The 14,005-nt window shown below is 53.2% G+C and carries 16 protein-coding genes; 7 read left to right on the top strand and 9 right to left on the bottom strand.

Features of this window, described 5'->3' with window-relative positions:
* Positions 1 to 193: 193 nt before the first annotated feature.
* The 3 genes from ABI361_03480 to ABI361_03470 all read left to right on the top strand — a co-directional run bounded on the left by ABI361_03480 (position 194) and on the right by ABI361_03470 (position 2,282).
* A complete protein-coding gene (locus ABI361_03480; GenBank protein MEO9319715.1) occupies positions 194 to 445 on the top strand; it encodes a hypothetical protein in 252 nt (83 codons plus the stop codon).
* 75 nt (positions 446 to 520) lie between these two features.
* Positions 521 to 1,363 carry an IMCp domain-containing protein gene (locus ABI361_03475; GenBank protein MEO9319714.1) on the top strand — a complete coding sequence of 281 codons (843 nt, stop codon included), beginning with the start codon at positions 521 to 523 and terminating at the stop codon, positions 1,361 to 1,363.
* 85 nt (positions 1,364 to 1,448) lie between these two features.
* Entirely contained in the window at positions 1,449 to 2,282 is an 834-nt protein-coding gene (locus ABI361_03470) for an AN1-type zinc finger domain-containing protein (protein MEO9319713.1), read from the top strand.
* A gap of 33 nt (positions 2,283 to 2,315) precedes the next feature.
* On the opposite strand, the gene ABI361_03465 is transcribed toward ABI361_03470, so the two are convergent.
* Together ABI361_03465 and ABI361_03460 are read right to left on the bottom strand one after the other, a co-directional pair.
* Positions 2,316 to 3,335 carry an EamA family transporter gene (locus tag ABI361_03465; GenBank protein MEO9319712.1) on the bottom strand — a complete coding sequence of 340 codons (1,020 nt, stop codon included), beginning with the start codon at positions 3,333 to 3,335 and terminating at the stop codon, positions 2,316 to 2,318.
* A gap of 7 nt (positions 3,336 to 3,342) precedes the next feature.
* The gene (locus tag ABI361_03460) at positions 3,343 to 3,558 is read right to left on the bottom strand and encodes a hypothetical protein (protein ID MEO9319711.1); all 216 of its coding nucleotides are present in this window, start codon (positions 3,556 to 3,558) and stop codon (positions 3,343 to 3,345) included.
* Between the two features lie 45 nt (positions 3,559 to 3,603).
* Here ABI361_03460 and ABI361_03455 point away from each other — a divergent pair, with 45 nt between their 5' ends.
* On the top strand, positions 3,604 to 4,917 hold the full coding sequence (locus ABI361_03455; protein MEO9319710.1) for an acyl-CoA dehydrogenase family protein: 1,314 nt from the start codon (positions 3,604 to 3,606) through the stop codon (positions 4,915 to 4,917).
* Here ABI361_03455 and ABI361_03450 read toward each other — a convergent pair.
* The 4 genes from ABI361_03450 to ABI361_03435 are packed head-to-tail and all read right to left on the bottom strand — an operon-like array spanning position 4,914 to position 7,852.
* Positions 4,914 to 6,161, bottom strand: a complete 1,248-nt coding sequence (locus tag ABI361_03450; protein ID MEO9319709.1) for an aminotransferase class III-fold pyridoxal phosphate-dependent enzyme — start codon at positions 6,159 to 6,161, stop codon at positions 4,914 to 4,916. The genes ABI361_03455 and ABI361_03450 overlap by 4 nt on opposite strands.
* Before the next feature lie 46 nt (positions 6,162 to 6,207).
* Entirely contained in the window at positions 6,208 to 6,645 is a 438-nt protein-coding gene (locus ABI361_03445; GenBank protein MEO9319708.1) for a PDZ domain-containing protein, read from the bottom strand.
* Between the two features lie 42 nt (positions 6,646 to 6,687).
* Positions 6,688 to 7,086 (bottom strand): hypothetical protein, encoded by a 399-nt coding sequence (locus ABI361_03440; GenBank protein ID MEO9319707.1) that lies wholly within the window; start codon positions 7,084 to 7,086, stop codon positions 6,688 to 6,690.
* A gap of 46 nt (positions 7,087 to 7,132) precedes the next feature.
* Positions 7,133 to 7,852 carry a hemerythrin domain-containing protein gene (locus ABI361_03435; protein MEO9319706.1) on the bottom strand — a complete coding sequence of 240 codons (720 nt, stop codon included), beginning with the start codon at positions 7,850 to 7,852 and terminating at the stop codon, positions 7,133 to 7,135.
* A gap of 10 nt (positions 7,853 to 7,862) precedes the next feature.
* Between ABI361_03435 and ABI361_03430 the strand changes: the two genes are divergently transcribed.
* Entirely contained in the window at positions 7,863 to 8,153 is a 291-nt protein-coding gene (locus tag ABI361_03430; GenBank protein ID MEO9319705.1) for a muconolactone Delta-isomerase family protein, read from the top strand.
* 126 nt (positions 8,154 to 8,279) lie between these two features.
* Positions 8,280 to 8,414: a hypothetical protein gene (locus ABI361_03425; protein ID MEO9319704.1), complete on the top strand. Its 135-nt coding sequence runs from the start codon at positions 8,280 to 8,282 to the stop codon at positions 8,412 to 8,414.
* Positions 8,415 to 8,712: 298 nt separating this feature from the next.
* Here ABI361_03425 and ftsZ read toward each other — a convergent pair whose 3' ends face one another.
* From ftsZ to ABI361_03410, 3 genes are all read right to left on the bottom strand, one after another.
* Positions 8,713 to 9,798, bottom strand: coding sequence for a cell division protein FtsZ (ftsZ, locus tag ABI361_03420; protein MEO9319703.1), 1,086 nt, complete (start codon positions 9,796 to 9,798; stop codon positions 8,713 to 8,715).
* A gap of 104 nt (positions 9,799 to 9,902) precedes the next feature.
* Positions 9,903 to 10,133 (bottom strand): hypothetical protein, encoded by a 231-nt coding sequence (locus ABI361_03415; protein MEO9319702.1) that lies wholly within the window; start codon positions 10,131 to 10,133, stop codon positions 9,903 to 9,905.
* A gap of 112 nt (positions 10,134 to 10,245) precedes the next feature.
* A complete protein-coding gene (locus ABI361_03410; protein ID MEO9319701.1) occupies positions 10,246 to 11,025 on the bottom strand; it encodes a sugar phosphate nucleotidyltransferase in 780 nt (259 codons plus the stop codon).
* A gap of 255 nt (positions 11,026 to 11,280) precedes the next feature.
* Here ABI361_03410 and ABI361_03405 point away from each other — a divergent pair, with 255 nt between their 5' ends.
* Positions 11,281 to 13,995, top strand: coding sequence for an HYR domain-containing protein (locus tag ABI361_03405; GenBank protein MEO9319700.1), 2,715 nt, complete (start codon positions 11,281 to 11,283; stop codon positions 13,993 to 13,995).
* Positions 13,996 to 14,005: the final 10 nt, after the last annotated feature.

The following is a 14,005-nucleotide window of genomic DNA, read 5'->3' as shown; positions in this document are numbered from 1 at the left end:
GTCCGGGGCTATATTTGAACCAAGCCAGTATGCAAGTTCAAGAAGAATCCACCGCTATTCTTCAATCCTATCCACAGTTCCTTTGTGGCAGAAATATGAATTTAGATAATTCTAACTTGGATATGGATATCGTGATGCGGAGTGCTTGTAATATTTCGCGGGCAGACTCGGGGTCTTCGGGGAGGCGTCGTCAATGAATCTTATGGAGTCCGGGTCGCCATTAATCGAGGCAACAACTTGCACTTCGCGGGAGCGGTCTCAAAGAAAAGTGGCATACAGGCTTACTGGCGATGCCCACCAGCTTTGCATGGACAAGCGCGACATATTGCGAGCCGAGATCCTCGCGTGCGAGTCCCTTCTCCGCCACTGCTCAGAGGAATGGGACAGAGAGGCCGTCGAAAGCGAAATCTCGCTCCTTAAGATGTCACTTGACCTTCTGCCATAATCAGTATCGCGGCTGAATCCTCCAGAAGCGGAACGCTAGTTTCAATATCAATTATGGAGCTCTTTCCAGCCTCAAATGACTTCGCATTTGCCAAACAACGGTTCAGGTGAAGGCAGTGGCAATCAGCCAACAAAGGCGAATGCTCGTGGTTCTGCGAAGAGATTCCGGAACGCTTCGGACATCGGGTTTCGCGGAATGTTGGTGGCATTTGCAATTGCGGGAACTATTGCAGTGCTTGCAATAGCAATCTCTTATGCGTCGGCGTCAAACAATGTGGAGCCATCGGCATTGGCTGCTCAGGTTCAGCAGCCGCCGGCTGCGGCTGCGCCAATGCAGGCCGCCCCGAAAATAATCGAAAAGCCTGTCTACATCCAGGTGCCCAAGTACATCAACAGGACGATAGACAAGCCAGTGTACATCAACAGGACTGTCGAAGTAGTAAAGACCGTACCGATTTACGTCAACCACACTATTACAAAGCCAGTCTTTGTCGACAGAGTGGTTGAAAAGCCGGTTTACATCAACAGGACAATACCTATCGAGCACACTGTCATGGTCTATGTTAACCAGCCCGCAGCGCAGCAAAATCCCTCAGGTCCGCCCCCACAGAGCCCACAGTCTCAAACCCCGGCTTCAAACAACACGGCTCCCAAGCAAGTTCAACAGCCGAGCAGTAGCCCGTCCCCAAGCACACCCAAGCCGACCGTCCAACCGCCCACTTCTAGCCCGCCCTCCACGCCATCAACCCCCAATAGCGGACAGAGCGGCAACCAGCCTCCTCAAAAGGTTTCCCAAAAACCGCAGCCGAAAGAAAAGCAGGCCAACGATAGCGGTTTGAACGTCCCAGGCAAGCTAATTTCTCAATTCAAAGGGTCGTTCAAGCCGGTCAATTTGGCAAAGCATTCAAAAGCAAAGTAACCACCCAATCAAGCGGGGCAGAAGCCACCCTGCCCTTTCCCTTTTAATTTAATAGTGCTTTACTGCAATAATATGCGTAGGCTATTTGGATTGCGACCTTTGCGGCGCCACTGAGGCATATCCATTTCGCTGCAGGTACTGCAGCGGGACATTTTGCACCTCGCATAGGCTCCCGGTTTCCCACGATTGCGCATTTGTGAGTGACTACAGGCAGCAACCGAGCAGGAACCGGGAATACATCGAGAGGCTGCGGGGCAAGTCCGGCTCCCCACCCCAGCGAGTCAAGGCTGCCGTGAAGGATGTCGTCATGCTTAGATTTTCGAAAATTGAGATTGTTCACCTAGCGATCGCAACGACTCTTGTAATCGTCGTGGGCGCATCATTTTTTAATTACACGCTCAACTGGGAATTCTTGCTTGTCTTTGTTTCGGCCTTTGTAATCCACGAACTCGGCCACAAATTCCTGGCGCAGTTCTACCGGGCCTGGGCCGAGTTCAGAGTCATTCTCTTTGGCGCCGCCATCACGGCGTTTTCCGCCCTGCCGTTCTCACCAATCAAGTTCATTGCACCCGGAGCGGTAGTCGTAAGCGGAGACCTTTCGCGCGACCGTAGCGGGAAGGTTTCATGGATAGGACCTCTAACAAACATAGTGATGGCAGCGGGCTTCCTGATTGCATATTATTTATTTTCCGGCCAGGGGCACTTTCGCGGAATCCAGATTCTGCTGATAGGCGCTCGCTTTAATGGCATTATCGCACTCTTTAACCTGATTCCTTTCATGGGCCTTGATGGTGAGAAAATCTTCTGGTGGCGCAAGCTCGTTTGGCTTGTCACTGTGGCTGCTGCAGGGGCTTTGTATATTGCAACAGACTTGCTATCTGGCGGCTCAATGTTTGGCTTCCTTAGGCGCTATATCTGAAAACATGACAGACGGGGCCGCTTAGGACTCAGGTCAGACAGGCGCCGTGGTAACATGCTCGCTGCCAGAACTCCCCGACATGCCACGCCTTGGAGCAATGTGAATCAGCGAGATCCCAATCACGGCCATCAGTCCGCCGAGAAGTGCGAGTGGGATATTTGCAGGAAGGATTACAGAATAGCCTGCGGCCCTCTGGGCAAGCTGGATTACCAAGATCACAACTATGGAAAAAGACGCGATGGTAGACGTAAGCGAGGCTCCAATGCGCGCCAGTCCGGTCACGTACGTAAGCGCTGCGGACAGGGGCAGAAGAGAGAACAAGAGTATTGACGCAGGCCATGATGCATAGTCGCTTGCATGAGCGTTTTTGCCCGGGGTCAAGCCATCCAGACCTCCAAGCCCAAGCCAGTAAGCGAACGGGACGGCGGCAAGAAGCATCAGGCCGGAAAGCAAAAGTATCGACGTTGTGACGCCCGTCGAAGAGTAGTGCTCAGCAAGTTTAGTTATGACAATTATTCCGCAGGCAAAGAAAACCGCGGAAAGTATCGCCTCAACATCTCCCAAGGAAAGCGGCGAGATGCCCGATCCTCCGCTCGCAACTGTAATAAAGAATCCTGCTATGGCCACACCTGCCCCTCCCAGCTGTATGAGCCTTAGTCTTTCGAAGAGTACCAACCGGGCGAGAAAAAGTATGAACACCGTTTCTAGCGGACCAGCAATCAGGCTTTCCTTCGCGGCCCCTACGCGGTCGATAGAGTCGTACCAGGTGAAAAGGCCGAGCGCCAGCAGCGCAGAGCCGGCCAAGAGCGGTCGGCTAGCCCTAAATACTGCGAATAATTGGTCCCGCTCACTCTCCTTTGACTTTCTTTTCCTCCACTCAACTATGACCAGTATGCCGCCGGCGATGGGAATGCCGGTCGCCGCCAGGACCAACGGAGGGATGCCTGACCGGACCGTCAGAAATTCAATCGCTATAGATTCCAGCGAGATCAAAACAGCATGTATGAACACTATCCAGGATCTTCGAATAAGCCCGGACGCCAGATATTGCATCGGCCACCTATCTCTTTACCCGGTATAGATTCGTGCGCGGTACCGCGACCAGCTCTCGGACTGCGGATGATTTTTGTACTTCAAGATCCATTGCGAGGATACCGTGGCTTTCTGCCTCGTTGGCCGGCGACTCTTTTCCCGCTGCGACGTACTTCGTAATAACCCCGTCTCCGACGCAACCCTGAGATACAAAGCGCATGTGCCCCAGTTCGAGCACGAGCAAGCTTGCTTTTATACCTGCGCTCAGTGAATTTAGCAAATCACATTCATGGCTTCAGGCGATTCATTCAGAAACATTTCATCGATGAGCTTTGGGCTGAGCGCCGAGCAGGAATCTTTCCTCGAAGGCGTTCGCGCCGCGTGCGAGCGGATACGACCTGCAGAGGAACTTAGCTACCTGAACCGGTCCCGCAACATGGAAGTTGTGCCCGTCTTTGGTCAAATAGGGATGCTCGGCTGCCCCGTTCTGGCCCACTACGGAGGGCTAGGATACGACATGCTCACCTACTGTCTGGCACTCGAACTTGTCGGTCAGGTCGGTAGCTCGCTTCGCACATTTTTTTCGGCCCACACTTCCATCGGGCAGCTAGTACTCCAGGCATGGGGAAACGATTCTCAAAGGACAAGGCTTCTTCCAGAGACCACCACGGGTGAAAAAGTCATGGCATTTGCTCTGACGGAGCCTGCCGCCGGAAGCGACCCAGCGGCCATGAAAACGAGATACGAAAAACGCAATGGGTCTTTTGTTCTTACGGGCAAGAAGCACTGGATAGGCAACGGAACGTTTGCGCGCATCATGACCACTTATGCAAAGGACGTGGACACTGGCAGAATATCGTCGTTCATAATAGAGCGCGATGAGATTCCAGAGCCAGCGGGCCAGCCAGAGACTAACAGAGACGGGATATGGACGTCCGAGATAAGTAACAAGGTCGGGCTCCACACGGTGAAAAATGCCGAGGTAAATTTCAAGAACTTCGAAATTCCTGCAGATAACCTGCTCGGCGAGGAAGGCCAGGGCTTGAGCATCGCATACAGCGCGCTTATCGACGGCAGACTCAGCGTTGCGGCAGGCGCGATAGGGGTGATGCGCGACTGTCTCGAAGAGTCTGTAAAGTACAGCAAGCAAAGGATCCAGCATGGATCGGAATTGGCCAGGAAACAGTTGATTCAGGAGCACATAGCGAGAATGGCAATCGATATTGAGAGCTCGCGCTGGCTCGTCTATAGGGCCGCCGCAGCCGTGCAAAAGCTGCACGATTACGTCGAGGCGACTCACAACGAGAAAGCGGGCGCGAGCGACACGACGACAGTCCTTGGAAGGAGCAACACCCAGTATTCAGCACTTCGTCGCGAAGCCGATTATCTATCCGCGGTCGCAAAGTTTCATGCCAGCAACTGCTCCTTTGAGTGTGCAAACAGGGCGGTTCAGATTTTTGGCTCGGCAGGCTATACACTAAGTGCTTCCGTCGCCCGCCACTTCTTGGACTCACGGGCGACAATTATTTACGAAGGGGCGAACGAGGTTCTTGAACTAAAAATCGCGTCCTCGATCCTTGGTGAGGGCTATAGTGCATTCTAGCGAAGTGATTCGCCAAGGATGCCAGTGGCCTCTTCAATCTCCTCCTTGTCGACTATTAGAGGAGGTATCACCCTCATTGATTTCTGCCCTGCCGGAAGAAGCAGAAGCCCTTTCTTGAACGATTTTGCCAGTACTTCGTCACGAATCTCCTTTGAGGCAAATTCAATACCCACCATCAAACCGATTCCCCGTACTTCGACGATGGCCCGCTCACCAACTCCGCTTGCGGCGAGCTCTTTCAGCCCCTGGACAAGCTTTTCCCCCATCCTGCAAGCGTTCTGCAAGAGCCTTTCCTTCTTGATTGCCTTGATTATTGCGGAACCGACAGCAAGATCTATTCGAGCCCCACCTCCCCAGGTGCTTGAAAGCGCCCCCCGCTCGCCTGGGTCAAGTTCGGCCCTGTACCCGACCGCCCCGACCTGAAGGGCTTTGGCGACTGGAACGATGTCCGGCTCGACGCCATAGTGTTCAAAAGCCCACCATCTGCCCGTTCTACCCATCCCAGACTGGACCTCGTCTAGGATGAGAGGAACTTCGTGCGAATCAGCCAGTGTACGAAGCTTTTGAATGAACTTTTTGCTGGCAAAGTTGTATCCGCCTTCCCCTTGGATGACCTCGACTAGTATGAATGCGGCCTTTCTTTCCGCGAGGATTTTTTCACAGTCCTCGACTGCAGGGTCGTCGTCTCTAGTACAGAACTTGATGCGAAGGACAGGAAGTTCTGGCATGTGGAACTTTTGAACGGGCTTGCTGAAGGTAAAAGTGAGCGCGCCAATGGTCCGGCCGTGGAAGGCGTTGATGCATGAAATGCCGGGCAGCCTGGATGGGGTTTCGAAAGAAGTCTTGCGCCACGCAATCTTGATCGAGTTCTCGACAGCTTCCGCCCCGGTGTTGATAAAGAATGACTTGAAACCTTTGGGAAAGATTGAAAGCAGGTCTGCAGAAAGCGCCGCGTGCTCCTCGCAGTAAAAATCCTGACCTGCTATTTTGTGGGCACCGTTCTTCGAGTATCTGGACAGGACCTGAAGGATTGCGGGGTGCGAATAACCAAGGGGACATGACCCGATGTTTGAGGTAAAATCCAGATACCTGTTGCCATCCACATCGACTATGACCGAGCCCTTGCCGTTTGAAACCACGAGCGGATAAGTAAACGTCGAGTCGTAGCAGTTCCGCTTCATCAAGCCCATGACCTTGCGTGCCTTCGGTCCCGGCAGGCGCGTTGCGATCTTGATCTTTCCCACGGAAATTCTATGACAGGAGCAGTATTAATTGGAACCGGATGACCGGCTATGGGCGAGCGTGTGCCTCTATGGTGAAGGTTACGTCCTTTGTTTCGTTTGGCCCCCTCTGGACCGTAAAGGTAACCCTGTCGTTGATTTTCTTGTCACTTAGCTGGTTTTGAAGCTCGTCGACGCTCGAAACCGGCTTGCCATCAGACGCGGTGACAACGTCTCCCCCAATCTTTAGATCTTCGCCGTTTATCACGACGACTCTGTCTCCCCCCTTCAGCCCCGCCTTTTCCGCAGGGCTTGACGGAGCTACCTGAACTATGAGGACCCCTTTGTCAGAAGGAAGGCGCATCTGCTGTGCGATCTCGGCATTAACGTCGGTTACGGTAATGCCAATGTATGCCACCGGCTGCGTGCCCACGTATGCAAATGACCCGGCAACGACCCCGGCGAGTATCGCAAGCGCCGCGATACTGTCGACAGGATGGTGGGTCATGATGCACCTACTGTTCCGAGCAGGACAACATAAAATTCTTGTTCAGGCCGTCCCGTATTTGTCCAGTGGTTTCTTGCAAACGGCGCATCCAAACAACGCTAATCTGGCGCCTCCGACAATTAGATCCATGTCGCAGAGGATAAGCCGGCCTTCCGCCTGAGCTTTTTGCAGCATGTCGGCGTCTTTTTTGTCGTATCCGTAAATAATCGGCACAATCCTGACTAGCCTGCTGCAGGAATCGCAGAACCCCCCCGACACGTGGCGCGGATTAGATGCGTGATATTCCTGATGGGCATCTTCAGCTTGGGCGAGCGAACACTGGAGACTGTCAGCCAACCGGTAGTTGATTCGGTAATACAGCAGGTCGCCTTCATCGTAAGGGTTCTGCCTGAGAAACTTTAGGTGCAGGTCTTTCAGCAACTTTTCGATGCGGGGATCCATTCGCAAGGTCGGCTCCTAGCGAAAATCTAGAACCGAGCACAGCGCCTTACCGACTTGCATTGGAGTCACTACCGCTCTGCTCTACCGCCGACTCGTAGCTTCCCCTTGTCTTTCCCATGGTGGCCAGGCTCTCTGCTTCGCTAGCGTTCAGTTCCTCATTTATTTTATCTGCCGCCGGCGCCAGTATCATGTCAGCCATCGCAAACAACCTTAGGTTCTCCTTTGCAAGGTGCGAAGAAACATGCTCGATGTATGCGCGCAAGTCGGATATCAACTGGTTCGAATCTCCGGAATCGGCGTATTTTGCGGATGAAGCGCGCAGGTTCTCTGCTAGCCTTTTCGTGATCTCGTGCTCAAATATCATGCGGGCAATGGGCCCGCCTTCTCGGGGCATCCCGTTTTTGACAAGCGCGGGAAAAAGAACCTGCTCCTCCTTTCCGTGGTGGCATACGTTTGTAAAGTTTGTGATAAAGTCAATAGTATTATCCAGGACCGGCTTTGGCACGGATTGATTCTTTGACAGCATGTCTGCCGTAACGGCCAGTGCCTTTAGCATCTTCTCTATCAGGTCATGATCTCGTCTCAGAGAGCTTGTTGCCTGCATCGCTAAGGTTCCTGCCACCTGATAATTTAATCCTGATGCCAGACCATCGACCGATGTAATCAGGCGGACGTCGTCCCGCGCAGCGATAACCTTAAGCATGTCCTCCCGGATTCCATCTATCATGCTGTACTTGGTAACAGACTCGGTTAAACTGGAATTCATAACCCCGGACATGGCTGTCGCTCAGATGAAGATGCTCCAGCAGACGTTTAGCATCTACAATGACCTCAAGGAATCCGGAAAGCTAAAGTTCGCGTTTGCATATGCAGACTCCCCCGGGGGAGTTATGGTACTGGATGTCGCGTCAAACGAGGAGCTCCAGCAGACGTTGTTTCTATTGCCCTCGATGCCGCTCGTAAGCAGAACTGTAAGGCCGCTGACTGAGATTTCATCGGTGGAATCCATAATCAACGAGCTGGAGTCGATTGTGAGTTCCATGCCGGGCAAGACCAAGAAAAGCTAGACATGCGTCCAATCAAGCCGAAGAGGTTGTGCTACATCAGTCGCAGCTGCGTAGGCAGGAAAAGCGCATAGCAGGCGCTTGTATCGCATCCTACAGACTTGAGGATAAATCAGATGGGGGGTCAACGTGACTGAACCAAACGTGAAGAAATCATGTCAGGTCTGCAGGGCGTCGGCCGTAAAGCTGGCAGAGTTAAACGGCATGGCTCTCTGCCCTGAATGTTTTTTGAAAATGATTTCAAAGATGGTTGGCGAAAGCTAGAACCCCGTCGTTCTGGTCTTCCAACCTAATATTATGGCGTCAGTCCGATAACTGCAAGGAAGAACGCAGCGGTCCCAACTGCAAAAACGCTACACCCTACAAAATATGCGACTATAGATAGGCGCACCACTGTTTCACAGCCAAAAAGCGCCTTCATATCTTAATAATGCTGTACGTATTTCCCGCTACATTCATTCTTAAGACTGGAAACGGCACGCCTCGAAGAATGCCCCTCGATGGCAATAATGCAATGTCTAAAAAGGAAAAAAGAGATGCCGCGAGTACGCGGCAGGCCTTTCTAACCCCACCACTTGCGGCCTTGCTGGGCTGGCGGAGCAACCTGGCTTTCGGGCTGCTTTGTTATTTCGCCAAACTTGCTTTCTACGCCGGTCAGGACAACCATTACCCTTGCCCTGCCCCTCATTGCTGGGTCTACTCTTGCTCCCCAGATTATCCTCACCTCGTGTGGCATGCTACGCGTGACAAGCTCACCTGCCCGAGTGACCTCTTCGAGAGTGACGTCGTCGCCACCAGTCACATGCACGAGGACACCGTGAGCCTTGGTCATGTCCTTGATGTCCAGAAGCTGCGAATCGAGTGCCATTCTTGTTGCCTGTTCGATTCTGTCCATGCCATCATTCATTCCGACGCCGATTGCTGCAAGCCCGCGTCCTTCCATGATTGCAGTCAGGTCTGCAAAGTCGATGTTGATGAGGCTGGCAGTCGTAATTGTTTCGGTAATTCCCTTGATAAACTGGCCTACAAGTTCGTTCGCCACGCCGAGGGCCTGCTGAAGCGGCAGGTTGCCTGCGACTCTTGCCAATTTGTTGTTGTCGAGTGCGACGACTGTATCGCATGACCTCTGCAGGTTGTTCAGCGCGTCCTTTGCCATCTCGTATCGGTATCTTTCCACTGCGAATGGCAGAGTAACGACTGCGATTATCAGGGCTCCGGTCTGTCTCTTTAGTTCTTCAGAGAGTACCTGAATTGCCCCGGTACCTGTGCCGCCGCCAAGACCCGCGCAGAGAAATATGATGTTGGCGCCTTGGACCTCACGTGCGATTTCAGAGAGGCTCTCGCGTGTTGCGCTCATACCTTTCTCAGGATAGCCGCCACAGCCGCGTCCCTGTGTCAGTTTGGCTCCAATGAGAATACGCCTGTCCGCCTTTGTGATCCCAAGGTGTGCCGCGTCCGTGTTAACGGAAATCAGCTTGCCACCTGAAAGTCCCTTGTCCTTAATCCACGAAACAATGTTGCTGCCCGCACCGCCCGCACCAATGACGTAGACTTGAGGTTTTGCCATCTCCATAGCTGCCCGGATGGTTTCGTCTTCCATCACAGCGCCCGGAGTCAGATTCGATCGGTTGAACTCGTTCGAAGTCATTAAAAATGGATGGAATACTGAAAATATCTTTTCTATTGTGTACAAGAAAACTACAGCAAGTAAGGTCTTTACAGACGGGGCTTTGGGTGGACTGTTTGAGGAGGTTACCTTATCGCCCTGACTGCAACAAAAGCGCTCCCAAAGGATGCAGCGCTACCGGCCAGTACGACAAAGCCGACCAGGCCCCAGTTTACATAGGGAAACTTGATGTTAAACAGAGGGAGAATCAGGGCTGGCAGGTTCGCCACGCTAAGAAGGTAGATCCCAAGCGACATTAGGAACACGCCGCCCACGATGAGAGCGATTATCTTGATCATTCTCTTTCCTGCTTCCAATTCGACAGCAAATCGTAGTCTTAAGATAGTCCAACGCTGCTTTTCTAGACAAGCAGGTCAGTATTTCTTGCATTTGGGTGTCAAGCGGCTTCGAAAAGGGTGCTGCAAGGGCCTACTGGCGCAAAGACAAAACCTTCTTAGCATTCTCAAACTCTTTTAGCGTGTTGACTGGCAGCCACTTATCCCGAGCAATGTACAGCGCTGACAACTGCCGGCGCCGAACAAGAATTGGCAAAACCGTCGATTCCAAGTCCACTGGCGACTCATCTCGGAGGTCTATCGAGCTTTCTATTGCCTCATAGACGGCTGGCTCGAATAGGTATATCCCAACGGAAGCAGAATATGGCACGAGCGGCTTTTCCCTAAATGAGCTGACCACGTCGTTCTTGTCAACCTCTGCTATGCCATAATCAAGTGCAATTTCAGGAACAAGGACCAGGGAGGCATTCGTGCCGAACTTTTCAGACGACATGAGGTGATGAGACAGCAGCTTTAGGTGGATGCCTTCCTCAAGGATAATGTCGTCTGGAAATACGACGATGCTTCTAATGGAGCGGTCCACCGCTCCTCCCTGAAGCGCGGTCTTGAATGCCTTGCCCTTGCCCCAGCCTCCCGGGCTCGGCGGGTCGACGCTGAAAGACATGTGCATTCTACCGCCGTAAGTGGAACTCACATGGGAAACCACTTCCTCCGATTTATGGCCTGCAAGCACTGCAATATTCGTAAAGCCTTGGGCAGCAAGGCTGTCAATGCAGATGTCGATTAGCCTGCGGCCCGATATCTCGAGCATGCACTTTTGGATGTCGAGTCCAAGCCGCTTCGCCTTGCCCCCGGCTATGATTACTATCTGAGTCTTTGGAATTTCAGAGGATAAATCATGCTGTTTGCCCAAGGACAGCCCCATGGATTTGATGGCGCCCTGATATTATATCTGTCTCACTGAATTGCGCGTCCCTGCGCCGGAATGTGTAGGGAGTTCTCACACCCACTTTGCTTTACCCGTGCTAGTGAGTTTTTTGTCGAGGAGTGTCTTGGGTAGTAACCTGTCCTGCCGATACTGGATGGTGCATTTCCCACAGGCAAGCTCGCTTTGTCGGCGCCAAGGTGGCGCCAAAAGGCAATCAGACAATCCGGGTGCGTCAATATCATGCTTAGCATAAAACTGATCGCTGTGCTGGGGGCCCTAGCGGTGCTCGGGGCAACATCCACTCCCATCCTTCTAAGGAGCAGCCACCCGTCAGCGTCCCCAGCAAATGGCTCCCAGGTTTTGCCTCCTACTCTGTCAGTGTTAAACGATCTGTCTTTGCGCGCGGGTACGCTTGTGGTAAATTCAATCTCGGTTCTCAAGCCCTCAGGAAGCCTGGCAGAAACATCGCCGACCGCTTCGGGCACAGAACCCGCCAAGGATGTCCGTTCCGCGGGGACACTTCCTTCGGTGACCATAAACGCAAGTCAGACCGGCCCTGAAAAGGCTCCCAAGAGTGAGCCTAAGACAAGCCAGACAACACCCAAGCAGGTCTCAAATGCGACCGGCAACGCTAGCGGGTCGCAATCAGTGCGCTCGGTGTTCGTGATGCCTCGCTCACCGACCAAAAGTTCCGGTGCGCCTAGCTCTAATACTGGCTCTTCAAACGCGACATCGCATGACATCGAAGGCGAGAATGTTAGTGCTACTGCAGGCAGCCCTCCTGCGGGCAACAGCAGCGGGCTCCCAATCCTAACCGAAGACAACTCGACAGGCGACATTCCGACGGAGAATAATGACAATTCGACAGGGCCAAACCAAAATGGTCAGGTTCCGGGAAATGAGAACCCGGGACAGGGCAACACCAATGAGTCTGACTCTGTTCCCGTCATTTTCATTCCACACAGCTTCACGCTTGAAGCCATGAATTCATCAGGTGCAATCGCAAATTTTGGAGGGATTTCTGCTTACGACCAGGCTGATGGCAACCTGGAAGTTATCTGTGTGCCCGACTCGGGGCTAATGTATCCACTTGGCATCACAAAGGTCAACTGCTCGACCGAGAATTCGGCCGGGCGAGTGGTTGAAGCCTCGTTCAACGTAACTGTCAAAGATACGACGCCACCGCACTTCCCGCACCTTGACGCGATAGTCGCGAATTCTACGGGCGTGCTTACCAGGGTAAATCTTTCCCGCCCGGCGGTCACCGACTTGGTAGACGCATCGCCGACCGTTACCAACGACGCGCCAGCGGACGGATTTCGCGTAGGAAACACAACGGTCACCTGGAGGGCCACCGACGCCTCGGGAAATTCGGCGAGTGCTGTGCAAATCGTCATAGTCAAGGAGCCTAGCGGCTCGTCAGGACCTGCTATCAGCATAACGATCGGTCAACCGTCTTACAACGACACGCATCACATCTTTGTTCGATCCTCAACAAACCTGACCCTTTCAGCATCAAGCACCTCTGGAATAAACGGCAGCTATTACAGGTTTTATGCGACCGGAGCGGCCAAGCCAGCCTTCGTGAAATCCTCTGTTTTCAGACTTTCTGGAGCTGATGGAGCATACACCATCGAATTTTACAGCGTCGATTCCCGCGGCGATTCAGGAGCCGTCGCCAGTACCACGGTTGTCCTTGACAACTCTGCCCCACAGGCTAATGCGTCAGCGTCAAATGGAACATCGCTTTTGCCCGGTGCCAACCTGACCATCAGCGCGAACGACCCATCAGGTGGAAGCGGAGTTGGGGCAAGTTCAAACTCGGGCATCTTCTTTAAAACTGACAGCGCCTCAAGCTACACCTTTGCAAAGGCAACAAGCGCCAGTATCTCCCTTCGAGGCCTTGCAGGAGGAAAACACGCTGTCACATACTACGCGATAGACAACGCGGGAAACGCGGCCGGGACAAAGCTTCTCAATTTCACAATCTACGACTGTTCGACCCTACCACTTGATCAGCTGCGCGGGGTGGAATTTACCGACGCGACCCTGACTCAGAGGCAAGGTGCCGGCTCAAGCTTGCCCGCAGCTCCTCCTTCAGTCGATTCCAGACTGGCAGATATCAGCTCCAAGGGCTTCAACACCATCAAAGTCCTGTACTACTGGGACGCATACGAAAAAGATTCGACCGGCGTTCTCAACTCCCTGGCATCCATCGCCGCGGCCGCGCAGACGCACAATCTCTGCGTAATCTACGACAACCACCAGACGGGTACTTCGTACAAGTTCGGAGGGAGCGGATTTCCTCGCAGTCTGACGGAGAACTATACCGACTCGTCGTCCTTCTGGAGCGCATATTACAACAACACGATTAGCGTTGGCGGCAGAAGCGCATGGGACAGGCAGGCAGACATGATGCAGGCGATCATCGGGAGGGTCAACTCTTATACGAGCGTTTCAGGGTATGAGATCCTGAGCAGTCCGTACGTCTACACTGACGCTCAGTATTCCAAGCTCGGCCAGATGCAAACGTATCTGGCGGGCAAGATCAGGTCCGAATCGGCCAAGGAGATTTTCTTCGACAAGGCCGAACCCCAATACTCAAACAACTCGGCGCTGACCTCGCAATATATTGACTCCACCTATGACCCCCAGACGAAGCCGGCTGGCGTCTCCGGTGTCGTTTTTGCGCCCCACATTTACGAAGCGGTGACACCTTCCAGCCTTTCAAACCTCACGCAGCTCGCCGTGTCAGTGCAGTGCCCGATATTGGTAGGGGAGTGGGGCCAGTCAAGCCAGTCCGGCACGCTGAATTATGTCTCGACATTCAGATTGCAGGACACTGGCTGGATAAGGTGGAGTTATGACCCCCTGGACTCGACATACAACCTGACCGATTCAGCAGGCCGCCCGACTCAGAACTACGCGTGGCTCTCCGATGCCATGGCCCACTGAGGAAGAAAGG

It is taken from the genome of Nitrososphaera sp., assembly GCA_039938515.1.
In the GTDB taxonomy this organism is placed as follows: Archaea; Thermoproteota; Nitrososphaeria; order Nitrososphaerales; family Nitrososphaeraceae; genus Nitrososphaera.
Note: the sequence above shows the minus strand (reverse complement) of the source record. Positions and strands in the feature narration are given on the sequence as shown.